Genomic DNA, 23,520 nt, shown 5'->3' with positions numbered 1-23,520 from the left:
GGTATAAGAATCTTGTACTATGGGATTTCTTATCACCAAGGCTAACTTTACTTTTAGAACGATGATCCCAACAACAAGGTTAGTCATGCTTGCGACAGTAGTCGCAACCACTTTGGTACCGGCAGCAGCTGCTGCACAGACGACCATCAACCAGTCCAACAGCAACACCAATAACCAAGCTGCCACTGCTAGCGCTAGCGTAGGTGGCGGAGGCACTGGCAACACCAACACCGCTGTTGCAGCAATCTCCCAAGACGCAGGTGCTTGTCAGCAAAACGTAGCAGCAGTCAATTTCTCTACTGCATCAGCACAAATTGGTGGCGGACAAAATAGCTTCACAGACTGCTCTTAAGGAAGAAGACAGTATAGGCAAGAAAAAGAGCAGCTAAATGTATCTTACCCTCCCTCTTTTTCTTTTCTTTAATTCCACAAGAAGATTGATCTAACACGACAATATCAAAAATCATCGTCCCAATTGCGATCCTCCAGAGGGCTTAGGGTTCTGGTAACTTAAGGGGAGATCACCCGGATTTACTGTGCAAAATTATGCTCATCTCCCGCCAAGTTACCGGTGCCTGGCTTAGAATTCATAACAAACATTGCAGGATTTATTCGATGGCGAATACAAAATTGTAATTACATTATGAAATACAAAACAATAATTGAATTTCGAAATTCAAAATTGTATTTATATTTCAAAATGATTTTTCAAAGTTCGATCGATGCAGCAAAAAGCTAAACTATCATCGATGACGACTTGCAGGAAGTGAATAACGAACGCTGGTAACTTAAAGGGACATTGCACCAAGATCCCTCATAAAATACTGTGTATGTCCCGCCAAGTTACCAGTGTAGGAAATGTGAAAGATGCAAAGGTGTATTGATTGACTATGATAAATTGACGCTCAGTAAGGTTGATGACTGCCTACACTTTGGTGTTTGTTGTGGGTCATCACAAAGCTCGTATAAAGCAATTGTGACATCATCAAAAATCTTTGCCAAATGGAAAATGACTAACGCTCATCAACCATTGTTCTGATAAATGGTAGTCTTCGAGTTGGATTGGACTGTGACTGTTTGTGTACTTGAGTCAGTCTTGACTGTATATGTGCCCGGTTGATCGCTGGTAAATTCATAATTTCCTTCGAAGTCTGCTGTGACGGTGGCGAAATGCTTGCCATCCTTGTATACGTTGATCGGAGCAAAAGGCACACCGACAGAACCTCTGATAGTAACCTTTTGTTGTGTACTACTACTACTGCTAGCCGTGGTGGTGGCGATGGTGGTAGTAGTAGTACCAGATTCCTTTAGTGCAAAAACGATTGTTGTGCCGATAATCAAGCCAGCACCAAGCACAAGTCCTCCAACAAACTTCTTCAATACAAATAGGTGCGTGTAGGATGTTCATAAAGTTATGGAGCTACTTATCAAAGACTATTTACGAGAAGATATGCCTATTGTTTTGATATTTGGAGCAAGATATATACTATTTCATGCTTCATAGAGAGATTTTATGAAATACTATCTGCCAGCGCAGCAATATTGAAAGTACATTTTAAATGAATGATCAAGAAGAAATTTGGTGTCCATGTTAAAAGTAGGAATGTTATCGCGCAAAAGAATAAAGTGTTGTTAAAGATACTTTTCATAATGTTTTTGTGGTAAATCAGGAAATGCACGAGCTTGGAATACAAGCTGCTTTTGGAACGAATGGACAAAAATCAATAGCGCAAAATCCATGACCGAATGTAGGATTAAAACTGGAATGTGACTGACTATCTGTCAATATTATTTGGTACCGAATAAATCATCACAATGCAATTTGATTATACAAAATCGCAATCAAATTTTGAAACAACAATACACAAACCCCATCATCTTATATAATACCATTATCGCTGCAAGAATTCATAGAATATATTGTCTTCGCTAAGGGATTCTTTTTAGACAAGAAAAATCTTTGTACGCGAGATGATAGCCACAAAAACAGCAACTTTAATGACAGCAGTATCTCTGTTGGGTGTAGTCGCTCCAGCAGCATTCGCCCAACCCGATGTTACTGTGAACACTTCCACGGCTGTGACAGTCCAGACTTCAGTTCAGACTGCAATCAACACCGCAGTATTAGTCGGTGACACCGGAAACATAACACAGACAATAGAACTACAGTCAGAACAGGCGGCAGAAGCTCAAGCCAACGCTGGATCCTAGATATCTGCAACTTGGACACTGTAATTAAGCATAATTAAGCAGACAACAAGCACGACACACAAAGATGCGAACCCTCTGCCCCTTTTTTCTTTATTCGGGCAAGCTAATGTTGGTGAGGGTTTACTACCAAATATGGTGGCAGATAGTTTATAAAAATTTAATTCTTGCTTTTCAGCAGTGCGCGTGCTAAATGTCACGAAAGCATGTAGTGAGAACGAGGTGGGATATTTGGTTCTGGTAACTTAAGTGGAGATCACCCGGATTTACTGCGCAAAATTATGCTCATCTCCCGCCAAGTTACCGGTGCCGGATATTTAATGTTCAGCTCTATCTAATTATTCGGTCCTTGAGGCCCTCTTGTGCAGGGGCTTGTTTGGTGGTATGTCCGGCCGGAATCGCCTCTTCATGCGGATTTTCTGCCTTTCAGACTTTTTGTTTGCATGCTTGTTTTTCTTTGTCTTCATGGGCAGAGTTGGCAAGTATCATTCATTAAGGTTATACAATATGCTAGAAGATGCTTTTATAACTATTAAATCAAATAGCCCGCAAGCATGTCAGATGGCATACACGGGTCTGCCCTGCGGATGCATGATGCAGTGGGACGAGGACGAGACCGCAGTCGTGTTCTGCAGCCGGCACACGGTTGACTACATCACTGGCAAGGAAGCGATAGGGACTTGTCAAAATGATAGCCACGCCAAACGGCAAGGCTGGCAAGAAGTCGCTTGCAAAGACGATGCAGTGAAAGCATTTATTTTATTCTTTTTGTGATATCGCTTGCAGCATATATAGATGGGGAGAAAAAAGAGGACAAGCCGCATAATCACCATCGGCGGCATCGCGGTCATTGGGGCGCTGGTCGCGTTCATGGTTGCTTTGCAGGTAGAGGCTGCTAGGAACAATGAGTTTAGGAGATCGATTGACCAGATAGCGTTTGACACAATAGCTCTGACGCAGGAATACCAAAAAGTAGAGGAAAAGTGGATGGAAAATCCGCAGGACAATAACAGCACGATAACTTCCACATTTGAGCAGTACAAGTTGCGGTACCAACAGCTGATTGATAGGGCAGAGGGGCTGGATACACCAGACAAATACAAGACGGCAAAAAGCCACCTCATCAAGGCGATTGAGCTGGAAATGCAGAGCAATCAGCACTTTTACAACTACTTGATCAGCGGCGATGATAGTGAGAGAGAAAAAGCAGGGGAGCTGGCATCACAGTCGCTTGTCAGTAGTGCCGAATACGACGCCGCAATAAGGGCCGCCGGCTAGTGCCTACGTTTTAATTAAGGTCTGTAAAATGTCGTTATGCTGGGCCCATAGTTCAGCTTGGATAGAATGGCTGCCTGCGGAGCAGTTGGTCGAGGGTTCGAGTCCCTCTGGGCCCGCGTTTTTTAACGATTTTCAAACTATTTTCACCTCGCTTTATCTGCTTTTCGTTGTCCCCACTGCAATAATCATGACTTTCCTTGTGGAATTTTGATTCTGAGGGTTCGAGTATATGGTGGTTTTGTCCCGGTCAGAATTCCGAACAAAAGCGCGCGAAAACGGGATCGGCGCGGTAGAGTCATGATTCGTCAATCCGGCTTCATTGCGTCACGCAAGCAGCTAGACCGGGAGTAATTAACTATCAAGAGACAGTCGCCGTTTTGCTCCCTATACGCGCAGCTTCTATCCCTTTTGCCGCTCCAAGCCCAATTATCCCAACCCCTATTATTACCCCTATAATCGGACCGGGGAATACGATGACGGAGAAGAACCCTGTAACTATCAGCCCGTATACTAATCCTACCATGCCACTTGCAACAAGCAATCCGGCCACCAGAAACGACCTTTGATTCCGCGATGCAACGAATGCCGCAGTCGCCAGCACGACGAGACCGATGCCGGGCCACGGCGCAAGCCCTGCCTGCAGCGCGCCGCCCAAAGCGATAACAACAAGAAACAAGACAAGTGCAGTCGAGGCTAGCCAAACGGCCAACACAAACCTAGAATTTGTCATTAGATTTCATTTTTCCTGCCGTGCACACTTGTTTGATGCTCATCTGGAGACGGCTGTCGCTGCTATCCTTGTAGTTTCTATTCCCTTTGCCACGCCAAGTCCTATTGTCCCAAGCCCAAAGATGAATGCAATTATGATCCCCGAAGACGCGCCGGCGCTATCTCCCAATACTATCGCAGCAGATACTGCATGAATTATGCCATTTGCGGACAGCATTACTGACACAGAGTATGACCGTTTTTTCAGCGACAGGACAAATGCTCCCACGGACATCACAAGAGTGCTTATGCCGACCACATTTGCTGGCAGCATTGTCTGCATGCCCGCTATCACATAAACTGTGACCAAAGCTAAGGCCGCTCCGGCTAGCACATTAGCAATTACAAGTCTTGGATCTGACGACATGTCTATGACCTCAATCCTTTGCCAAGGTACGCTTTGACATGTGGTCTGTATAGGAAGTAGATGGTTACTGCGCCTATGATAACGCCGAGCATCCTGCCGCCATTACTGGGGATGAGAGCAACAGTAAATGCGTACCACGCCATGCTGGCGATTGACAAGACCAGAGTGGCAGTCCAAGCCCATCGCCGGCCTTTCAGTAGCCCGGAGGCTGCAATAAATGAGACGATAGCTAGAGGAAGAAATGCTGTTCCAAGTGCAATGCCGAATCCCGGTGTTGAAGCTTGATCGGCTGATAGATTTTGTCTTGGAAGATCACCAATGGCAGATTCTATAAGCGGATGCAATAAGGCATCTTGGGCAATAAACCCAATTCCGAAAAAAAGCCCGGCAATTCCACCGATTATGCTGACAGTTGCAGCTATTGTTGCTCCACGCGGGCGGGATTTAGTTGCACTCTGCATTAGCTTTCTGTCACCACCACAGTGCCTACCATGTTTGGATGGGGCTCGCAAAAGTACTGGTATTCGCCTGCTTTGTCAAAGGTGAAGCTAAATGACTGTCCCTTTCCTATCATGCCGGAATCAAAAACGCCATCCTTTGAAGTTACAGTATGTCCACCAGAGTCATCGTTTACCCACGTTACGGTCTCGCCGACCTTGACCTCTGCAGGATTCGGGCTGAACGAGTTGCTTCCGGCGTTGGCGACTATTTTCACTACTGTTGAATTTTCGGGGATTGGGGTAACAGGCTCTTGCCTATTTCCAGACCCTTCAACCCCCATATTCATGCTGCCTGATAGAACGTACGTAGCCACGATAGCACCAGCTATCACAACTGATGCAATCACTACGACATTTTTCTTGACCATGGCAAGAGTAATCTAATTTTTGTTTTAACCCTTGTTTACCCATCCTACGTAGTTTAGTTACGTGCATACTTAATAGACTGTGGGTATGAACAAATAAAGGGCTGTGTTAGCCATGCATCAAAATGCCTCCGGCAATTGAGTCAAATTGGTACACGCACACAGAGATAGAATTTACATGAGAATGGACATCATATTGCAACTAAGCCAGCGCGGAGAGCTCAACCAGAGCCAGCTCATGAGCTCCTGCCGCCTGAACAATGTCCAACACAAGCCCATAATCGATGAGCTGGTGGAAAAGGGGCTGATAATCAGGTTTGAAGAGCCGTGGGGAGAGCAGAACAGGATAATCAAGTACAAGGTTTCAGAAAAGGGGAGAGAGATTGCAAAGAAAATATTCGAACCATATGAACTCCTGTTTCCAAGGAGTGAAGACAAGAAATGAAAGCAGGTAACACGGTTAAAAGAAGCGGAGGATCGATTAATGAGTGACATGACCGATGGCGGTAGAAGCAAGAAGGGGACAGAACCCGAGAACTTGCCCGAGATGATAGACAATGTCATTCGGCAGCTGGATTTTAACAGGAAGATAATAATCATAATGGTTATCTCTTTCGTCATCATCGTGCCGATAATAGCGTACATTGGCTTTCTGTCACAAACAACTGCCGGTGTCGGCAGATACATCGTAATCATAGGAGGCGTGGGTTTTGTAGCATGGCTAGCCGTCGGCATCAGACAGTGGATGGTCTTTTCAAAGTGGTTACGAAAATTCCGGCTGTACAAGGAAAGGCAGAAAGAGCTTGAAGACCTTCTTGATTTTGAGAAAAGCGATGAAGGAAAGAGTAGTCCCAATTAATGCCAGAGTACTGACAAGAAAGAGTTGTTTACGGATTGCCTTTGGATATCTTTGAATTTATCAATCAACTTGTGGCTCGAACCCATCCGGGTTCGGGTACCTCTGGGCCCGCTTTATCTCATATAGTTGTTATTGTTATCGGGTTAAAGGCAACGTTAATTGCACCATGTCCCTTTAAAGTTCTGTGAATAATTGAGGCATTGAATGCTGCATCTAGATTTCCGGGTGAGTCATAATCTGCCAGCATTTCAAACAATACTCGCCTGTTAACTGAAAGAGCTCGGCCTTTTCTTTTCGACACTTGTCACAGATTTCATCTTCAATCCCATCCTTTAGAATTTGCTGCTGTTGTTGAACATCATTATTACTCATAACAATAATATCGACCGACTCCTGATCGCAAGACCTGCAGCAGCTATAAACCTTGTGTAGTGAAATCACAAACAGCTTGTTACTGCTTTGATTGCAAAATTGAATGGAAATAGATGCAATAGTTTTTAATTTCTTTGATCTGAACATCGATCTGAAACATTTTTGAACAGCAAGTGACGAACAGAAAGCAAAGGATCCGTGATGAGAGAGTTTGCATCAAAATAAAGGGAAATTGGGCTAGGTGCTATTAATCATAAATAGGCTTGCCATCAGATGTGTACTTTTTGATCCGCTTTCCAGCCGTTGTTGTTGATGATGATGGTGATTGCTGTTGCGATTTTGCTTCTTGTGTTGTTGCCGTGCTTGCCGTTTCTGCCTTTCTCTTCTTGAACCTGTCTAGGAATCCCATTTGTAAAAATTCCTTGATGATAATAATAAGTTAAAAGTAGATACAATCCCCCTCTTAAATTTCAAGAACCCTTTTGAGCAATCAGCAACCGACATTCTTAACATCTTTAACATCAACTATCATACTACACAACTACCGTCTCAGCAACGTCTAGCAAGACCAATGATTGGCCTTGTCCATCAGGGATCACCATGTCGTCGAGGACCCTTTGGTAGGCTGTTGCTGGCAAAACTGCAGCCCAATTAGACACATGGTGATCCTAACCTTTTTGATATCCTACTGCTCACAGCGGAATTTGCTAGCGCCTCAAGTATTCGCCCAATTCTGCAATGGGTTTTTGAGAGTCAACTACCCAATGGCTAAAGCTTGTGGGCTTATCCTTCCAAACTTAATGCTGCAGACACATGCCGCCAGTTTCCCAGACGGTTTCACGGAGGACAATAGGCTGGTTGACATCGGATCGCAAATCCTACCCGGCAATTCACTCGTAGTACGCGGGTGCAGCCGTCTGCAACACGGAGCTTATGCGCGATGCATCTCCCCCTGTCACCAAGGTTAAGTTGCAGATGCTCTCACACCAAGTCTTTCCTGCAGAGGCTTAGGCGAGTCTATCAATAGGTGCCTGTTATCAAAACTCATATTTAAATGCGCAATTCCTCCCACGTCTAAAGAACGTGGGCTTCCTTGCGCCGACGTTTGTGACTTATGCTCCATTAAATCGGGCCACAAGGGATTTTGGTATTGCGCCATGAACCGGATCTCCTTGCGATTCGATCAAAATCGTATCGCCTTCTATTGCCACGACATTTCCGGCAGGTTGCCCGTCAGAGGATCTTATATTTTTGTGGATTATGCTGTCCCAGTCAACTACTGGCTCGCTTGGCATGGATGGAAAAGACTCTTGCGTCTACTATTTGAAACGTGTGAATCATTGTGTCAAAAGCCGATTCATAATATAATGGTTGTATACAAATTCACAATATTATCTTATGATGTGAACCTATGCTTTTCAAGTTATAGTCTGCCAATTATATTCAGATGCATTAACAGATTTATGCAATTCGTGCAATGCTTTCCCTAGGATCAAGCAGATTAAACGTCTGAATGAAGGTGTCAACCCTATCTTTGGGCATCTGTCTGTTGTTCTGCTGTGCCCAGCGGAACCAATTCGCAATTCGCTCAAAGTCCATCACCACGCCATAATAGTCTCTTATTCTTTGAGGAGTCATATCGTAGCTCTCATTGCTGCCAGACTCAGTAGCATCAGATACCAAAATTATATCATATCCTTGATTAAATGCATCTCTAAGGAGCGTTTCTACGCATATTGACGTGTCAACTCCGCAGAATACGAGTGTGTTTACGCCAAGAGCCTTGAGCCATACATTTGTTTCCGTATCTTGGAAGGCAGAATCTCTTTTTTTATGATTATGTGGTCATCATCTGTGGGCTTGAGCTCATCGATGACTTGTGCGTCCCATGTGCCGCGGACACAAATCGGCACTTTCCTTATCCTCTTTTCCCGGGATTTTGGCAGGATCCTGTGCACCCTTGTTAACAGATCTATTCCGCTCGGTTCGCGGACAGCTTCTGTGTAAAAGATTGGAATCCCTATCTCCCTGCACAGGTTGACAAGTTCTTGCATCTTTCGAACTGCGGATCTGTAGTTTGAAGTGTCCATTCTCAGCCTGTCGTACGAGCCACCCTTGCTGACAAAGCCGTTTTGCACGTCGATTACAATCAGAGCAGGCCGGAGAGTATGAGTGAGAGTCGGTATAGCAAACATATTCTTTCTTTACTCAAAACATTGCTATTATCGGTTATTGTCTCTTTCATTGATCGGCACACATGCTGCTGTGCAATTGCCTTTGAGCATTGAGTAGAATTGTTTTTACGCTAATGACCCAGTATGTGGCTGCTTAACTCGTCTTCTGTCCTAAACGTAATGTTGCAAAGGTCGCAGCGAAAAACATGCAGCGGTTCTGGAGTCTTAGGAGACGCTGCAGCTACTAGAAATGGCCGGTCTTCTTCATATTTTGCCGGAATCTTTGGAAGGTCGATGAGAAGGTCGCGCACGGCGTCTTCGTCTGCGGGTGGCGCGCCGCTATAGTGGTAGTAGTATGGATCAGGAGCGTCGTCCTTCCGATACCTGCTCTTTACATGCGCTTCGGGGACTTTGAGCCAGACCACCTTTCCATCCCAGCCTTCAACCCTTGTCACAGGGATATAATAGCGGCGGACATTCAAAAGCCCGCTCTTTACGACCAAGAAGTAGCGGTTAATTGCTTCGATATCACCAATGTCAGCATCATCGCTTGCATAGACTGATTCGTGGATAAGGTCTGTCCAGCTGGCGGGTTCTTTTTCCACGTGTATGATGAGTAGAAAAACTATTTAGCAATTCCAGCAACGGCATGAAAATTGCTTCTAATCAAAATCAAACAGGTCGCCAAAGAAGCCTCTTCGCCTTCTGTGCCCTCGATAATTGTAATAGTCGTCATCATACTCGTCATAATCTCTGTCTGTATGGTAGCGGCGATAATGCTCTTCGTCATACCTTGTTTGCATGGTTGCTATCTTGTCAATTTCGCCCCTGTCAAGCCATACGCCTTTGCATGTAGGGCAATAATCAATGTCTGCATCATACCTTCTAACCTCTTGCATTGGCGAAGCGCAATTCGGACAGTTCATAGCCGAAAAATTCTAGACTGTCATAGGATAAAAACAGTGCTGCAAATCATAGGCTAATTTTGAATATAAAAAAATGCCCAGTGTTGCAGAAGTTGCGAGCTCGTATCAAAAATACAACGCTGGTAACTTAAAGGGACATTGCACCAAAATCCCTCATAAAATACTGTGTATGTCCCGCCAAGTTACCAGTGTATCTTATGGCATAAAGAAATAAAATTAATCTTGTCAATTGTTAAGACCCTTGTCTGCAATGGTTATGCGTATCTACTACTAGTATTCCGTCAGAAAGTAATGACAAAGTGATAGAATATCTGAATGAAATGCTTTCTGCTGAAAATGCAGCAATTGACAGGCTTGAATCGAGAGTTTAAGAATGCCTGTTGCAGTAGGGCAAGCAGCAACTACAGCACCATCTTAAAGAAACCCGGCAGCACAGAGAGGGGCTCTTGAAAATCATTTCTGATGTAGGCGGCAGCACAACTGACGCCAAAGCTGATCTGCCGGCATTGAGGTTTTGCCTGCAGGAACAATGGCAAAGAAGACGCTCACGAATGTAGCCAAGTCGATCACTGGAGAGGGCGACACCAATCCAATGCGCGAAGAATTAGAGCTTATGAGAACCAAGGAAGACTATTGAATAGAGCATGTAGAGATCCTGTCCTATAGATCGCTCATCCAGTTATGTCAAAGATTGGGATTAAGTAGTGCGATCCCTCTTCTGACCCAAAGCCGGAAAGAAGAAGAGTCAATGGCAAAATGGATCGAAACTAACGCTCCTATGACATTTGACCAGCTGTGACCCAGGATAGAAGCTGCAGTAAGAGGCATCAGCAAGGAGAAAGCAGGCGCAATAGCCTGACTTTTGCTGTCGCGCTTTTGGGATCACATGACAATCTTGACTCTGTCACTTGCTAGGAACGGATTGTGCAACCGTACTTACCTCATGAGCCATGCCCACCATGTCGCTGCAAATGGAATGTCTCCATGCATCTTTATCTTTGCTTCAGAGCCGTGCTTGCGCAGCTGGTCTTGAAAGGCGTCAGTTATTTTGATAGTAGCCGATTTCTTATCCCTTACGCCTTCTGGCAGGAGTTGTTGGAATATCTTGGTGACAAAATCCCGGGATACGTAGATATCATAGAACCACCAGCCTGCGGCCATCTCAGCCCTTTCGCTCAGCTTGAAGCCATTCTCTGTATGATTTAACTTTTCAAAACCAGAAAAAATGTGCTTTACAATGTAAAGGTCTTTATTAAAATTGTTGGAAATGATGGTAAAGAGTGGGAAGAATGTCCCTTCTCCTTGGCTTGCAGTCATGCTTTTTGCTGCTCAAGATGCTATTTAATGATAGTAGTAGCGTCAGGTTGGACGGGGCGGACCAGCTATAAACAAACAAACTTAAGCTATTTTCGCCCATAGCTGTGCAAAGTTAGATGGCAGATTAGCTCTCGTCCATGCAACCATTTCTTCTTCCTCTTGAAGACTTTGCCTCAATGGTACCATTGCTTCGCCGATATTCATCTTTACCGCCATCTGAATTAGTGTATTGTAGGCTATCATCTCTGCATGTTCTATCAGCGCATCTGCCTCTAGCGTCTTTAGCTCCTGTTCCTCTGGGGCCGTAGCGGAGGCATTAAGCGCATCAGCTAGTAATTTTGGAGGAGAGTAGCCGGGCAACTCTGCCCGCTCGCCTGTAGGCTGACCGCCCAATCTTGTGATCAACGAAATAAGCCGTTCTTTCTGCTCCCTCGTCTCTTTCAGATGATGGACAAGTTGCTGCCTAATTTGGGCCAAGGGAGACTGTTGGATCCTTGCGTGCAGTCTTTCTACTGCCGCGTTTTCTATTGAAAGCATAAGATTCAGATACAGAACGAATTTGTCATTTCTAGAGTGGGTGTTTGATGTCATCTGCTGAATTTCCTTGTTTGCCGCACGAATAGTTCGGGCTCTTTCTTCTACCATCATCGGTGTTATTTGAGTCTGCATATTGTCAGGATTGCTCCTGCCAGCCGTTATTGATTCATTATCAACCTGCCTTGATTCCAATGTCTTCGCTTCCCTTGTCTTTATCAGGGATTCTACATTTTTGGCATGCAGGCTTGCACCCTGAGCCATGTCACTCATTGCATTATATTTTGCAGAATCAAAAACTTCCGATGGACGTATGCTGGCAGCATCAGCTGTTGCGGAATCATCTTCCTTGGCTCTGCCTGTAGCATGAATTTCAGACTCGCTGCCTCCTACCCTTTTTTCCTTGCTGACCATTTTGTTAAACATTGACGCCATAATAGCGTTTAACAATTGTAGTAGAATACCTCATCATTGAGACTCTACATTTGCAATGATAAAGCAGTATTGGCCGCAGGTGCCTCTTCTTGTAATCAATCCTAAATTATAAAGCAACGCATCACCTAGATCTATACCAAAGTCAGAATCTTGTGACGATCTTACAAAGCAGCTTTATAAAAAATCCAGTTCTTGTTAGACATAGCCAAACTCTTCTTATATTAAGGAGCATAATTCATATTGGATTGGCAAATCTAGATAGCCAGAGGGCGGATAACGGCACTCAGGAGAAAGAAGCAAACAGACCATCATTAGCTGCAGATGCCGCTAGCAAAGCAGTCAAACAGGATGATGATACCATTACTATTGTCAACCACAAAGACACAGTAAGGTCATTCATTGAAAAATCTCCACTTGCAACGCAATTTGCAATCATAGTATTATTTTACTTGGCAAAAGAATACATGAACAGCAGCAAAAGCCTGTCGTCAAACCGGACTGATGCAAATATATCAGCAGCAATTCTAGAACCATTTTCTTTTACTTCAAAGGAATTCTTTGACACATACAGCCAGCTTGCCCTAGAGATGGGCCTGATAAAATATCTGGTAAGGCATATTGCGTTTGCAGAATTCATGCTTACATTGGAGTACCTTGTTCTAATACGGGAAGAGGAATCCACTGCAAGGTATCAGTTTAAAGTCAATTTTGAAGACTTGAGGTGGATGGCTTCAATAGCACTACAGCAGATTGTAGGTGGTCAAAACCTTTCCTCTCCAGAAATATTTTACCCGTCGCCCCCTAGGACAACCCGGCCGCCAGACAATAATACTCCTCAGCCAGATAAAACCATCATCAATCCACTAACCCAAAACAACACAGACAGGACTGCTGCTTTAGTCAAAGATATAGCTCAGAGCATCCTTGCCAAAAATGAGCTTGAACAAAGCGGTGGAGGAACTGGTAGAAGCATTGATGATGCAGTGCGACTGAGAAGCAAAGATTATGGGCGCTACCGGCCATATTTTCAACACAGAGTTCCTCCTACACAATACAGCTTTCGGCTACCAAATAAAGACGAGGTAAAAAGAATCTACCAGGAATTTGTCGAAAACCAAACATGTATTGAATGTGGCGAAAAGATCGTTTTGGATTATTTCGATGTATGGATAGGAGAGCCGCTAGAAGCAAACACAAGGCCTGAAATAAGTGACCAGAGAATGACAGAAGTTCTTGGCAGTATCACGCAGGAAAGATCAGATACAACAATTCAGGAAACCATTAGTCACGATTATCACCCTACTGACAGGGAGCTTCTATCATTCAATTATGGGATAATTCCTATGGATGGAAGAGATGCATTTATTGCATTTGCAAAGCCCAAGCTGCTATGTTCTAAATGCGGAGCAAATCCAGCTAATTCAGTATCGCTTATGCCAAAATACTAACTAATGCATGCACGCACACAGTTTTAGCTAGCTATCCCAATGCGTTCTTCTAAGATGTAATAGTCCCGGCATTAACAAATGTTCTTTCCTGAGGAGGGCGTTCTGATTTGAGTGAGTTAATGGCTTTGAGCACTGCATCCAGATCCTCCGGAGTGCAGGTCGAGATGCACGAATCAGATATACCATCATTATCTGGATCCGGCAGGTACGCGACAATGTATCCATCAACATAGTCCTTTGTTCTTTCAATGGCTTCTATCATATTGCTGCTACTAGCAAATCTAAATGACAGCTGGGCAAAGATCTCCGTCTCAGGATTTTGCGAGCGCACATGGTCACTTATCATTTTTGCATAATTGGAATATTCTGTAATGTTGTCAGAAAATCTCTGAAGCTGCATGCCCAAAAAGTCAACTTCAGACCAGTTTATTTTCATATAGTTATCTAGAAGAAACGGCGCGTCGGGCGTTATGCCATATTTGAATCCTGCTTCATGCACCACATGGGATCCGTTGCTTATTGCTGTTACTGGATTTTCCCTCTCAAGACGCGTTGTTCTTTCCCAGTTCTCAATGTCATAGGTGATGTGGCTCACTTTGTCAAATTTGTTTCCAAGCTCTATAGCATCTGTCATGTTATCCAGCGACTGCACGATTATCATCTTTTCCCTGTCAGGGAACTCATCAAATAACCAAGCTGACGGCGAACCAGATGGAAGCAGAGCGCGAATTGATTGCAAGATGTATGGATTCCCCCTGTTGGTGCTAAAACCGTAGTCATAATTGCTGCTACTGTCGCTATTGTAAGAATAGTGTTTCTTCAGGATATTCATCGATGCTTCATCGCTCACAAAAGTAAATACTGCAAACGATAGTGGAGTGGACACTTTCTTGCCCTTAGGTTGCTCCTGAGGAGGGGTAGGGAAGAAAATCGAAGGATTGATGAACATAACGATAATAATGATGGCACCAATAGATGAAGCAATAATTGCTACAGCGGTACCCCTTCGCATCGTTATCATAGTACAGGAAATTTTGGTATTTATAAGATTCATACAGTATTCCTATCTGGCTTAGTAACAGTTTTCAGCCGTATTCAATAGTAATCAAGTCACATTAAGGAGTAACAGAACACTTGTGACAAAAGAGACAGATATATCATTCTTCTTTTTCGCTATCGGATCAACTGGCAGCGGCGGTAGCATCGTCAGCTTTCTTGGAATGAGCTACCTGCTCGCCTGAAGGATATAACGGATCAATACTCGTATGCACGACTTTTCTAAGGTCTCTGAATGATTCGGTTGTATACTCTTTCCATCGGACTGACCATGAAAGCAGGACCTCCAAGGCCTGTGGCTTTACGATGAAGTTGAGTATTATGACCAAGAATCGCACAAGTGGAAAGTACAACATATACCGGGTTTTGCCAGCTTTATTTAATCTATAAGCATACAGGATAATGGCCACTGCGTAAATTATCGCCTGAATTCCGAGGAGTTTAGTGATTATGACTCCATATGTTATCAATTCAGGGGTAGAAAGGCCCACAGTTCCCATCAGGATTGACACAGCCATATAGGGCCACAACAAGCCCCGGCCCAGACTGATGCCATGCGACATCAGGTTCCAAAGGAATACAGGCCAGCGGCTATTTCCTACCTCCCTAGCGAGCCTCAGGTTTCTGCCGCGAGAATGGAAGAAGGCTACGCTCCATCTTGCCCGCTGTTGCATAAATCCGACAAGCGTTTCTGGAAGCTCTGAATAGATCAGTGCGTTGCCCTCAAAAACGCCCCTGTATCCTAGCCTAGCGACCCTGTTTGTAATTTCGCCGTCTTCTCCAAAAATATTGTCTACCCATCCTCCTGCCTTGATCAGTATGTCTCGCCTGTAAGCCGAAGCAGGCCCGGGCTGTGTTATTATGCCATCCACCATTTCTTGCGCCCTCTTTGTGTAAAAGTAGTACGCACAGAGAACATTCTGTGCCTTCAACCATGCTCCCTTCCCTTCTAGCGGCATTATCCAGCAGGATACCGATCCCACTTCGGGGTTCTTGAAATGGGATAACATAGGAGCAAGAGCATTTTCGTCTAGCGCCGAGTCTGCATCTGTCCTGAAAATAATTTCACCGGATGTCCTCTGCAGGCCGTATGCCAGCGCAAATCCTTTGCCGGAATTGGGGATCGTGTAGAACACGCCGCTGCAGAATTTGAGTTTTCGCAGAGATTCTGAAATTATCCTTTCTGTGTTATCCCTAGAACCATCGTTGACAACGACGATGTCGACCTTGCCTGCGTATTTTGCAGCAGCTCTATCAATGCTTTCTATGCATCTTCCAATCAGCCTTTCTTCATTATATGCAGATATGAGAAATGAAACTGAAGGCCAGGGGGTATCTTTCTCGTTCTTTGGTGCCTTGTATGCGTGAACTGGCCTCTTTATTTCATACATCAGGTTCGCGATGAAGTAGCTGAAAGTTATGACAACCGGAACATTTAGCCAGAAACCGAGGTAGATGTAGTCCAGCGTCATAGGTTCTCCAGAATACGCGTCTAGCCCAAGGAAGTAGATAAGCAAGTAAAGTATGACAGATGAGGACACAAGTATTATCGCCAAGTTTGCATATTCTCTGAAGTATCTTCTCTTGATGAATGGCTTGACTTTGGTAGGAGTGGGTATGGTAACAGTAGAGAAAAGCGCCACCTCTATGGCAAGACCTCCAGTAAGTATTGTTACAATTATGCTTGTTATGCGAAAAGCGAACGGCGACTGTAGTGGCTCGATGTAAAGCGATGACGCGATTATGACTAGCTGAACGGCTATGAAGAGCAGGAAACATATCATTCCAAATGCGAGCAACCTCAAACGCATTTTCATATCTATCCGTGCAGTAAATGCAATAGTTGGGAAAAACACAAGAAATAGCATCTGCGCTATTATGGGCAGATCAAACGTGATCGTCCCAGTGTCAGTTTCAACATGAAGGCCATCCCTATCAAGCAAGGATTCTGTTTGCAGCGGCTGCAAAACAAATGGAACCGGATCTCCAATCGTGGTGGCGTACAATTGCACAGCGTTACGCAAGAATTGCATAGCAGTATGCAGAATCCACTCTTCAAATGTTGTGATGCTGTCAATGACACCAATAAAGATAAACGAGAAAAATATTGCCGCAAGATAATACCGCAATGCAAAGTACGACAATACGGCCCTTGCGCTACTACCCATCTGCTTCTATCTAAAAGGCAGCGCTACGGATTTTAATAGTGCCGTAGATCATTCTAGATGACCAGTACATACATTTGTCAGCTCTATGGGACTCTTGTCACAAAGTAACATCAGCAGAATTGTTCATGTAGATCGGCGCCGCCAAATTGCCGTTCTCCAGCAAATGGCTCCGCCATTCTGACTCTATGTTATCCATTCCAAAGTTTACTGCATAGTCTATGAAGCAAGAAGACAGATTCATGATGTTGCTAGTCCTCTGCACCAATTCGATTCTCTTTCGCAGCTTTCGCTGCTCCTGCTTTAATGCAAATATTTCTTGGAGAATTTGGTCGATGGGTATGTTATTTCTTACCATGCGGCTTTTTTCAATGGTCAATGCCTTGATCCTGCTTGCATAGACCTCATTGTCATGTTCAAGTTTACCAAGTAATGGCTGAACATCAATGCGTTCTTGCGTGCCTAGATATCTTAAGGCAGTGCTTTGCCCAATGCCATTGTAAATATCTACACTGGTCCAAAGGGCGATCAGAGGAAATCTAACCGAAAGCATTTTGCTAATCACTGCTGCGTCTGTTACATACCCCATGCCACCTGTTCCAGAGACCAAACATGCAACCCCTAGATCTCTTGCAAGCAATATTGGAGTGGGCACTGCCCGCAGGGAGAGATTCTGGACGCTTCCAGAAATATCAATCGCGTCTGAATTGCCCAGATCTTGTCTCAAAACTTGCCTGCAACCAAGGCAGATCCCAGTCAAAAGAGTCTGCCTGCCGCTTTTGGTCAAGCGTACAGAAGCTTTGCTGCCGCATTTGCAGTGAAGCCAAACAGGGGCACTTTTGTAGACATTGGTGCTCACCCGGGTGTTGATTCCGTGGTTGATCAATGTCTTCTCAGTCTCTTGCAACACCTCAGAATAAGTATGAAAGTTTGAAACCAGATACTTGATTCCGTCTTCAACGGCAGGAGATATCTCAGACGCCCTTACGAACAGCGTGCTATATCCGAATACTTTGTTGATCATTTCTGACAAAAGAAACGCGTTGAAGTCGGCCAATGATTTTGCTCTATGGCGCACAGATTCGACCTTGGCCCAAAAGTGGTCGAAGTTATCGAGAACCTTTGACTTGTTGAAATTCAGTAACGTTGTGCCCGTTTGGGATGATTTTGGTACAAGCAGCGTTTCTCGTATCCATGACCTTATTTGCTTCCTCCAGCGATCCAGCATCATCAATGATGGTTTGTCCACGTTTTTTACAAGCCAGCGCTTTTGAGACTTCACGATGGGATAAGTAAGCTGCATTATCCCGGATGGATGATGAACATCAGGCAGCTGCGCGTGGCAAATCCACCTGTCATCTACAAACTCGTGATCTATGACAATAAAGAGGTTGATAATCTTGCCATTTGGATCAGCTTCCTCTAGTTTCTTTTTTAGAGTTTCAAGCAGTACAATCTTCTTATAGATGCCGCCATACGGGAAAAGATTTGGCTGATGCATTGAAACGAGAATCTGGGTGAAGGGGTCGCCCAGCAAATCAATGTGCTTGCTTACAACCGAAGAAAGAGTGTCTGCTTCGGAATGGAATCTGCGAATGGACGACTTGAGCTTGATCCTATTGCCCAATACAAATGGATCTGCTGCAACATTTGTAAATGGCTTTAAGAGCCTGATGATGTCTGAAAAGTTAAGCGGTATCGAGGAAATAAAGCCAGAAATCAATGGATCGGAAACGGTATAAAATTTTGCCAGCCGAGTCATCGGTGATTCTTCGTTAGTACTTGCAATGGGCTGCGACTCAACTTCAGGATCGTTCAATTAGTAGAATATGGGCACAAACATAACTCATAAGGATGATACTGTCGCGCTCTATAGAAATTGAACAAGTCTTGTTGCAGGAGCTTCCTACATAAGAGTCTTGCATAAGACAGCTGAAATTGGGATACTGTAATAAGCAAAATGAGCGCATACCTTCGCAGACCATGATCGCCAATGTGCTGGTTACTTCAGCAGGAGGCATCGTAGGTCAGGGCATAATCAAAGCTTTAAAGTTATCAAATAAATCTGCTGCCACCAGTCCTGTAACATACAATATTTTCGGCACGGACATGAATCCATTGGCTACAGGACTGTACCGTTGCAATACCGGCATGTTGGTTCCTCCTGCCACCTCCCCGGATTACATTGACTTTATTATTGGCGTTTGCAAGAATAACAATATTTCTGCCATATTTGTCGGATCCGACGGCGAACTTTTGACGCTTGCAGCTGCAAGGGAAAAGATAGAAAGAGAATCAGGCGCTAAGGTACTGTCAGGCCCAAGTGACATTCTATCTATTGCACGTGATAAATGGAAAACATACGAATTTTGCAAGGCAAACAACATCCCTTTTGCAGACTCGGCTCTGCCCCCAGATAGCGAGCAATTCGTAAGGGAATTTGGTTTTCCTGTTGTCGTAAAGCCAAGGGAAGGATACGGCTCTGTCCACTTTAATATAGTGCACAATAGAATGCAGATGGAGCAGGTCATCTCAGAGATCGAAGCTGCAGGCTGGCGCCCCATAATTCAGAGATACTTGGGACATGATATCAAACATAATCTTGACGGAATAGATGGTGCCAATGAATTTACAACTGGCATCACAGTGGACAAAACTGGGAAAAGAGTAATGTCTTCCATATCCATAAAAAAGATACTAAAAGCTGGGCAGACGCACAAGGCACTTATTGACGATTTCCCGGGCATACGCAAACCTGCAGAAGCGGTTGCTTTGAAGTTGAATGCCGCCGGCCCGATAAATGTGCAGGCAAAGCTTGAAGGAGATACGCCAGTAGTATTTGAAATAAACCCGCGCTTGTCTGCAACATGTGCCATGCGTGCCTTTGCTGGGGTAAATGAGCCGGACATCATTTACCGAAACTTTCTGCGCGATGAAGAGATAAAGGTTGATAGCTACCAGAAGCTTGTCTGCCTGAGGTATCTGAATGAAGTTTATGTCCCCTTTTCCGTTTATTCGCGTGTGCTAGTGGATAAGGAGATATCAAATAGCGAGAGAGGCTCGTTCATACCTGATTACTTTTAGATGGTTTCCGGCAATGTTGCAAGAGCCAAAGCGACCCAACGCCAAATAAACAAAAATCTTCTAGCAATTTATCCTGGATGAAACTGTGAAAAGCAAATTATGACGTTACTCTCTCTGATGCAAGACACATGTACGGTGAGTTTCCCAAGATTCTATCGATTGCCATCTGTGTCCTGCTCCTTGTCGTTACAGCAATAATCGGTCTGCCACGGGCAAATACAAACGTGACAGTGGAGTCTCGACCAGCAGCAATAATCCCTTCATCTGCAAGCCTCAAGGATCCCAACTTGGAGCTCCAGCTAGTCTTTAAAGTATCCCACGGCTTTAGAATTTTCAGGGGCTGGTGACATTCTCGTACTGGAAAAAAGGATGGCATGGTGAGAAGGATTGTAAATAGAACCCTGCTCAAAGAGCCAGTTTTGGATGTAGAGGTAGCAAATCTCCGCGAAAGAGGAATGCTAGGAATTGCAATTGCAAAGCAGAATAATGCGACAAATCAGAAAACAACAAAAACTTTTGTTTTCCTTTACTATATAGAGGCCAAGCAGGACGGCAGCGACGCAAAAAACGGCGATCCTCCGCTTGGAAATAGATTGTATCGATACGAGCTTATGGACGGCAACTTAAAGAATGGTAAATTGTTGCTTGATATTCCGGCGGAACGCAGTGCACTGCACAATGGCGGGAAGATATTGATCGGGCCCGACAGTAATGTGTACCTTGTAGTCGGAGACCTTGCTCATCGGACCCGCTTGCAAAATTATGAAAAAAAGTTCAACCCTCAGCGAAACAAGCGCAGTATTTCGCCTTACACAGGATGGCAAACCTGCTGAAGGAATACTTGGAAGAGACGAGCCCATCAGCAAATTCTACGCCTATAGAATCCGCAACAGTTTTGGCATGGATTTTGATCCGGTAACGAATAAACTGTAGGATATAGAAAACGGTCCCTCGTACGGAGACGAAATTAATCTAGTTGAACCCGGATTTAATAGTGGGTGGGCAGATGTAGTTGGAATATCGACAGTCAATAATAATAGCACAAGCCAATTTGATGTTGAGAATGACCTTGTTAGTTGTTTGTACTGTCGCCCTTCCACAGGCATGATAGATAGATGTTCAACCAGTTCTTTTTGGAGTTCAGGATGGAAAGTATAGCGAGTCTGAATTTACTTGGGCCACCTCTACAGCGCCTACTGCCATCAAGTTTCTGACTTCTGACAAACTTGGGCCTCAATATGAAAATGACATTTTTGCGGCTGACATGCAAGGAAACATTTACCATTTTGAGCTAAATGAGAACAGGGACGGCCTTTCACTAAATGGCACGCTTTCAGACAGGATAGTAGATTCGCCAGAAGAGCTTAAGCCCCTAGTATTTGTCCAAGGGTTCAACTCTAGCATCATCGATATGGACATAGCGTCCGACGGGTATCTGTATTTCACTACATATTACAGACATGACGCGTCGATTTATCGAGTTGTTCCAAAAGGAGCCCCGTAGCCTTGGATATGACCATCTACAGTTGAATAAATAAAAAATGGCAGGAATAGGGCATAAAAATTGCCCTGTGCCGTCATGGCTCTCTGGCTGTTATTAATGGTAGTTTGCATCAAACCACTTAGCAAATGACTCTACTACGTTTAGCGAGCTGTCGTTGTTAGAGAACCACAATGATACTCCGTCTACGTCATCCGCTACACGAGCAAAGTCATGCTTGAAAGTTTCAAGCAAACTCATTCCATTTGCCGATTCTCGCTGCGTAGATAGCTGGACTGATATCACGATATCTGGGTTGTTCTGCCTAAGTTTTGTTACTGTTGACTTGACGAATGACTCGTACTGAGCAGGACTTCCCTGCAGCGATTGTGCCTGAATGTGGTATTGGTCACAGTACGGTGCAAGTTGCGCGCCATAGTTGGTTGTTATTTTCTTGCTAGGTGAGCACTGGAACAGCAATCCGTTGTCATGAGCCGCCTTTGATGCTGCCCTTATTGAAGCAACGGGGTCCGACAAGTCGGAGCTGGGGCTATGACCGGAGCCCGGCTCAAGGTCGTAGTCGATGAACTCTATTCCCTTTGCCTTGAGATGAGGAGCATTTGCTTTGATCTCTTTAAGAGAGAAGAATTCCATGCCGTGGCTTCCCGGAAGAGACAGCAGACCATTGAGCTGAGCGTTTGTCACCTGCTTGTTCAAGCCTACATGTATTCTTGCTTTGTCAGAAGATATCATGTTTGGCTTGTAGATGTTCACCTGCTTGTCGGTGTCCACGTACTGCAGCATGGTAGCCATGAAGTACTTGTCGGCAGTAGCAGCAGGTGGCGGTGGATTGTTGTTGTCTGCTGCAACAGTTACGCTGATCGAACTTGTTCCTTGATTGCCGGCGTTATCTGTGGCTCTTGAAGTTATGCTGGCGCTGCCAGAAGAGACCGGCACTGTAGCTGTCCAAGAAGACCAGTCTCCTGTAGCTCTTGGCACTGCCTCAACATAGGCCCCGTTATTTACCTTGACTTCAACCATCTTGACTCCGCTGCCAGAATCAGACGCGGTCCCTTGTATTGTAATCTTGCCTTCGTTGGCGCTTACTGTCGAGCCGTCAGCAGGGCTTGTTATTGCTACCGTCGGGTTGGTTGTATCTTGGGTAGGAGTAGTATCTTTCTGGAATGTCACACGTATTGGGTTCAATGCCTGGTTGCCCGCATTATCTGTAGCCCTTGGAACTATTTCGTGCGTACCAGGTGTTCCCAGATCAACAGATACCGACCAAGAAGACCAGTCTCCAGATGCTTTTGGCGTCGCGCCCACATAAGCACGGCCATCCACGCTTACTTCTACTATCTTGACTCCGGACATGTCGTCAGAAGCTGTGCCTTGCACTGTGATTTGGCTGCTTGAACTTATAATGGTCGAGTCGTTCGCATGGCTTGTTATCTCCACGTCCGGCGCCTTTGTATCAGCAGCAGAAGCAGCGGCGGTATAAACATCTATTTCGGTTATGTCATGCCAATAGTTCCATTGGTTGCCGTCAAGTCTGACCTTTACCCATCTTGCAGTAGTGTCTGCGAAATCGTATCTTTCAGTGTCCAAAGTCCTGCCGCTGCTCTTTCCGTGGTATACCGTGTCCCATTCACTGCCGTTCTCGGATGTGTATATGGTGAAGCTGTATATGCGTGAATCGCCTTTGTACCACATTATATCGATGTAGCAAACTACCTTGTGCTCCCCTAGGTCAGCTTTTATCCAAGATCCTTTGCCTTGAGCTGTCCACCTTGTATCGAGATTGTCGTCTATTGCATTTGTAGGACTTCGGGTACTGGCACTTGCAGTAATTTTGCCTATCTGCGTATCCTCGCATTGCTGCGTAGCGGCGTACGCGCCGGCAAAAAGTCCGGCCGATTCTGTTCCTGCAGTATTATTCATTGTTGTCGTTCTTGTTCCCACAATGGTCGCTGCTGTTGCCAGCGAAAGAAGTAATGCTATCGACAAAACAGCGGTTGTGGATTTGCCCTTCCTAATTCGCATCTTCTTATCGAAATTTCGGTAAACTTATTACTTAATAATCCAGTGTAAGTAAAATATGAAAAGAGCCTACACTTTCTAGAACTAATTATCCGTGACGGTCTTCACAATTACAGGAAGGAATGTGAGCTCTAGCGAGCAGGC

At 44.7% G+C, this 23,520-nt stretch carries 29 protein-coding genes, 1 tRNA gene and 1 pseudogene; 13 read left to right on the top strand and 18 right to left on the bottom strand.

Annotated elements, in window-relative coordinates; genetic code table 11:
- The first annotated feature begins 19 nt into the window (after window positions 1-19).
- On the top strand, window positions 20-352 hold the full coding sequence (locus NGAR_RS07055; protein WP_015018993.1) for a hypothetical protein: 333 nt from the start codon (window positions 20-22) through the stop codon (window positions 350-352).
- 671 nt (window positions 353-1,023) lie between these two features.
- Here NGAR_RS07055 and NGAR_RS07050 read toward each other — a convergent pair.
- The gene (locus tag NGAR_RS07050) at window positions 1,024-1,380 is read right to left on the bottom strand and encodes a hypothetical protein (protein ID WP_015018991.1); all 357 of its coding nucleotides are present in this window, start codon (window positions 1,378-1,380) and stop codon (window positions 1,024-1,026) included.
- A gap of 591 nt (window positions 1,381-1,971) precedes the next feature.
- Between NGAR_RS07050 and NGAR_RS07045 the strand changes: the two genes are divergently transcribed.
- On the top strand, window positions 1,972-2,211 hold the full coding sequence (locus NGAR_RS07045; RefSeq protein WP_148681110.1) for a hypothetical protein: 240 nt from the start codon (window positions 1,972-1,974) through the stop codon (window positions 2,209-2,211).
- 335 nt (window positions 2,212-2,546) lie between these two features.
- Here NGAR_RS07045 and NGAR_RS18765 read toward each other — a convergent pair whose 3' ends face one another.
- On the bottom strand, window positions 2,547-2,675 hold the full coding sequence (locus NGAR_RS18765) for a hypothetical protein (protein ID WP_266190400.1): 129 nt from the start codon (window positions 2,673-2,675) through the stop codon (window positions 2,547-2,549).
- Between the two features lie 94 nt (window positions 2,676-2,769).
- Between NGAR_RS18765 and NGAR_RS07040 the strand changes: the two genes are divergently transcribed.
- The 3 genes from NGAR_RS07040 (at window position 2,770) to NGAR_RS07030 (ending at window position 3,602) form a co-directional block, all read left to right on the top strand.
- Entirely contained in the window at window positions 2,770-2,982 is a 213-nt protein-coding gene (locus NGAR_RS07040) for a hypothetical protein (RefSeq protein WP_148681109.1), read from the top strand.
- 21 nt (window positions 2,983-3,003) lie between these two features.
- Window positions 3,004-3,486, top strand: coding sequence for a hypothetical protein (locus tag NGAR_RS07035; protein WP_015018989.1), 483 nt, complete (start codon window positions 3,004-3,006; stop codon window positions 3,484-3,486).
- A 41-nt stretch (window positions 3,487-3,527) separates the two neighbouring features.
- Window positions 3,528-3,602 (top strand) — tRNA-Arg (locus NGAR_RS07030).
- A 242-nt stretch (window positions 3,603-3,844) separates the two neighbouring features.
- Here the strand turns inward: NGAR_RS07030 and NGAR_RS07025 are convergent.
- Genes NGAR_RS07025 through NGAR_RS07010 form a run of 4 tightly spaced genes read right to left on the bottom strand, consistent with a single transcriptional unit; the run spans window position 3,845 to window position 5,489 of the window.
- On the bottom strand, window positions 3,845-4,216 hold the full coding sequence (locus NGAR_RS07025) for a hypothetical protein (RefSeq protein WP_015018988.1): 372 nt from the start codon (window positions 4,214-4,216) through the stop codon (window positions 3,845-3,847).
- A gap of 39 nt (window positions 4,217-4,255) precedes the next feature.
- Window positions 4,256-4,621, bottom strand: a complete 366-nt coding sequence (locus NGAR_RS07020; protein ID WP_015018987.1) for a hypothetical protein — start codon at window positions 4,619-4,621, stop codon at window positions 4,256-4,258.
- 2 nt (window positions 4,622-4,623) lie between these two features.
- Entirely contained in the window at window positions 4,624-5,082 is a 459-nt protein-coding gene (locus NGAR_RS07015; protein ID WP_015018986.1) for a hypothetical protein, read from the bottom strand.
- Window positions 5,082-5,489 carry a cupredoxin domain-containing protein gene (locus tag NGAR_RS07010; protein WP_015018985.1) on the bottom strand — a complete coding sequence of 136 codons (408 nt, stop codon included), beginning with the start codon at window positions 5,487-5,489 and terminating at the stop codon, window positions 5,082-5,084. Before NGAR_RS07010 ends, NGAR_RS07015 begins: the two co-directional genes overlap by 1 nt.
- Window positions 5,490-5,634: 145 nt before the next feature.
- Here NGAR_RS07010 and NGAR_RS07005 point away from each other — a divergent pair, with 145 nt between their 5' ends.
- Entirely contained in the window at window positions 5,635-5,931 is a 297-nt protein-coding gene (locus NGAR_RS07005) for a winged helix-turn-helix domain-containing protein (protein WP_148681107.1), read from the top strand.
- A gap of 39 nt (window positions 5,932-5,970) precedes the next feature.
- On the top strand, window positions 5,971-6,345 hold the full coding sequence (locus tag NGAR_RS07000; protein ID WP_015018983.1) for a hypothetical protein: 375 nt from the start codon (window positions 5,971-5,973) through the stop codon (window positions 6,343-6,345).
- 118 nt (window positions 6,346-6,463) lie between these two features.
- Here NGAR_RS07000 and NGAR_RS18760 read toward each other — a convergent pair whose 3' ends face one another.
- The 6 genes and pseudogenes from NGAR_RS18760 to NGAR_RS06975 form a co-directional block, all read right to left on the bottom strand.
- A complete protein-coding gene (locus NGAR_RS18760; protein ID WP_266190399.1) occupies window positions 6,464-6,592 on the bottom strand; it encodes a hypothetical protein in 129 nt (42 codons plus the stop codon).
- Window positions 6,593-6,964: 372 nt separating this feature from the next.
- A complete protein-coding gene (locus NGAR_RS17380) occupies window positions 6,965-7,126 on the bottom strand; it encodes a hypothetical protein (protein WP_187147709.1) in 162 nt (53 codons plus the stop codon).
- A gap of 703 nt (window positions 7,127-7,829) precedes the next feature.
- On the bottom strand, window positions 7,830-8,012 hold the full coding sequence (locus NGAR_RS06995) for a DNA-3-methyladenine glycosylase (protein ID WP_015018981.1): 183 nt from the start codon (window positions 8,010-8,012) through the stop codon (window positions 7,830-7,832).
- Window positions 8,013-8,178: 166 nt separating this feature from the next.
- A pseudogene (locus NGAR_RS18395) lies at window positions 8,179-8,912 on the bottom strand (cysteine hydrolase family protein).
- A gap of 110 nt (window positions 8,913-9,022) precedes the next feature.
- The gene (locus tag NGAR_RS06980) at window positions 9,023-9,496 is read right to left on the bottom strand and encodes a C2H2-type zinc finger protein (RefSeq protein WP_015018978.1); all 474 of its coding nucleotides are present in this window, start codon (window positions 9,494-9,496) and stop codon (window positions 9,023-9,025) included.
- A gap of 57 nt (window positions 9,497-9,553) precedes the next feature.
- Window positions 9,554-9,817 (bottom strand): TFIIB-type zinc ribbon-containing protein, encoded by a 264-nt coding sequence (locus NGAR_RS06975; RefSeq protein WP_148681105.1) that lies wholly within the window; start codon window positions 9,815-9,817, stop codon window positions 9,554-9,556.
- A 637-nt stretch (window positions 9,818-10,454) separates the two neighbouring features.
- Between NGAR_RS06975 and NGAR_RS19320 the strand changes: the two genes are divergently transcribed.
- Window positions 10,455-10,616, top strand: coding sequence for a DUF892 family protein (locus tag NGAR_RS19320; RefSeq protein WP_148681771.1), 162 nt, complete (start codon window positions 10,455-10,457; stop codon window positions 10,614-10,616).
- A gap of 137 nt (window positions 10,617-10,753) precedes the next feature.
- Here the strand turns inward: NGAR_RS19320 and NGAR_RS06965 are convergent, their stop codons facing one another.
- Window positions 10,754-11,134, bottom strand: coding sequence for a hypothetical protein (locus NGAR_RS06965; protein WP_015018974.1), 381 nt, complete (start codon window positions 11,132-11,134; stop codon window positions 10,754-10,756).
- 81 nt (window positions 11,135-11,215) lie between these two features.
- The gene (locus NGAR_RS06960; protein ID WP_187147708.1) at window positions 11,216-12,082 is read right to left on the bottom strand and encodes a YciE/YciF ferroxidase family protein; all 867 of its coding nucleotides are present in this window, start codon (window positions 12,080-12,082) and stop codon (window positions 11,216-11,218) included.
- 266 nt (window positions 12,083-12,348) lie between these two features.
- On the opposite strand from NGAR_RS06960, the gene NGAR_RS06955 reads away from it, so the two are divergent.
- Window positions 12,349-13,551 (top strand): hypothetical protein, encoded by a 1,203-nt coding sequence (locus NGAR_RS06955; RefSeq protein ID WP_015018972.1) that lies wholly within the window; start codon window positions 12,349-12,351, stop codon window positions 13,549-13,551.
- 49 nt (window positions 13,552-13,600) lie between these two features.
- Here the strand turns inward: NGAR_RS06955 and NGAR_RS06950 are convergent, their stop codons facing one another.
- The 3 genes from NGAR_RS06950 to NGAR_RS06940 all read right to left on the bottom strand — a co-directional run bounded on the left by NGAR_RS06950 (window position 13,601) and on the right by NGAR_RS06940 (window position 18,591).
- Window positions 13,601-14,563, bottom strand: a complete 963-nt coding sequence (locus tag NGAR_RS06950; RefSeq protein WP_148681103.1) for a hypothetical protein — start codon at window positions 14,561-14,563, stop codon at window positions 13,601-13,603.
- A 169-nt stretch (window positions 14,564-14,732) separates the two neighbouring features.
- Complete coding sequence (locus NGAR_RS06945) at window positions 14,733-16,775, bottom strand: glycosyltransferase (protein ID WP_148681102.1); 2,043 nt, start codon at window positions 16,773-16,775, stop codon at window positions 14,733-14,735.
- Between the two features lie 97 nt (window positions 16,776-16,872).
- Window positions 16,873-18,591, bottom strand: a complete 1,719-nt coding sequence (locus NGAR_RS06940) for a hypothetical protein (protein ID WP_148681101.1) — start codon at window positions 18,589-18,591, stop codon at window positions 16,873-16,875.
- A gap of 164 nt (window positions 18,592-18,755) precedes the next feature.
- Between NGAR_RS06940 and NGAR_RS06935 the strand changes: the two genes are divergently transcribed.
- From NGAR_RS06935 to NGAR_RS06915, 4 genes are all read left to right on the top strand, one after another.
- Window positions 18,756-19,856 (top strand): ATP-grasp domain-containing protein, encoded by a 1,101-nt coding sequence (locus NGAR_RS06935; RefSeq protein WP_015018968.1) that lies wholly within the window; start codon window positions 18,756-18,758, stop codon window positions 19,854-19,856.
- 128 nt (window positions 19,857-19,984) lie between these two features.
- A complete protein-coding gene (locus tag NGAR_RS06930) occupies window positions 19,985-20,203 on the top strand; it encodes a hypothetical protein (RefSeq protein WP_015018967.1) in 219 nt (72 codons plus the stop codon).
- A 27-nt stretch (window positions 20,204-20,230) separates the two neighbouring features.
- Window positions 20,231-20,689: a PQQ-dependent sugar dehydrogenase gene (locus tag NGAR_RS06925; protein ID WP_015018966.1), complete on the top strand. Its 459-nt coding sequence runs from the start codon at window positions 20,231-20,233 to the stop codon at window positions 20,687-20,689.
- Between the two features lie 431 nt (window positions 20,690-21,120).
- Window positions 21,121-21,360 carry a hypothetical protein gene (locus tag NGAR_RS06915; RefSeq protein WP_015018965.1) on the top strand — a complete coding sequence of 80 codons (240 nt, stop codon included), beginning with the start codon at window positions 21,121-21,123 and terminating at the stop codon, window positions 21,358-21,360.
- Window positions 21,361-21,453: 93 nt separating this feature from the next.
- Here the strand turns inward: NGAR_RS06915 and NGAR_RS06910 are convergent, their stop codons facing one another.
- Window positions 21,454-23,343 carry an Ig-like domain-containing protein gene (locus NGAR_RS06910; protein ID WP_015018964.1) on the bottom strand — a complete coding sequence of 630 codons (1,890 nt, stop codon included), beginning with the start codon at window positions 23,341-23,343 and terminating at the stop codon, window positions 21,454-21,456.
- Window positions 23,344-23,520 lie beyond the last annotated feature (177 nt).

The sequence above is a fragment of the Candidatus Nitrososphaera gargensis Ga9.2 genome, from assembly GCF_000303155.1.
GTDB classification, from domain to species: domain Archaea; phylum Thermoproteota; class Nitrososphaeria; order Nitrososphaerales; family Nitrososphaeraceae; genus Nitrososphaera; species Nitrososphaera gargensis.
The sequence above is the reverse complement of the archived record's forward strand: the minus strand, read 5'-3'. Positions and strand labels throughout refer to the sequence as shown.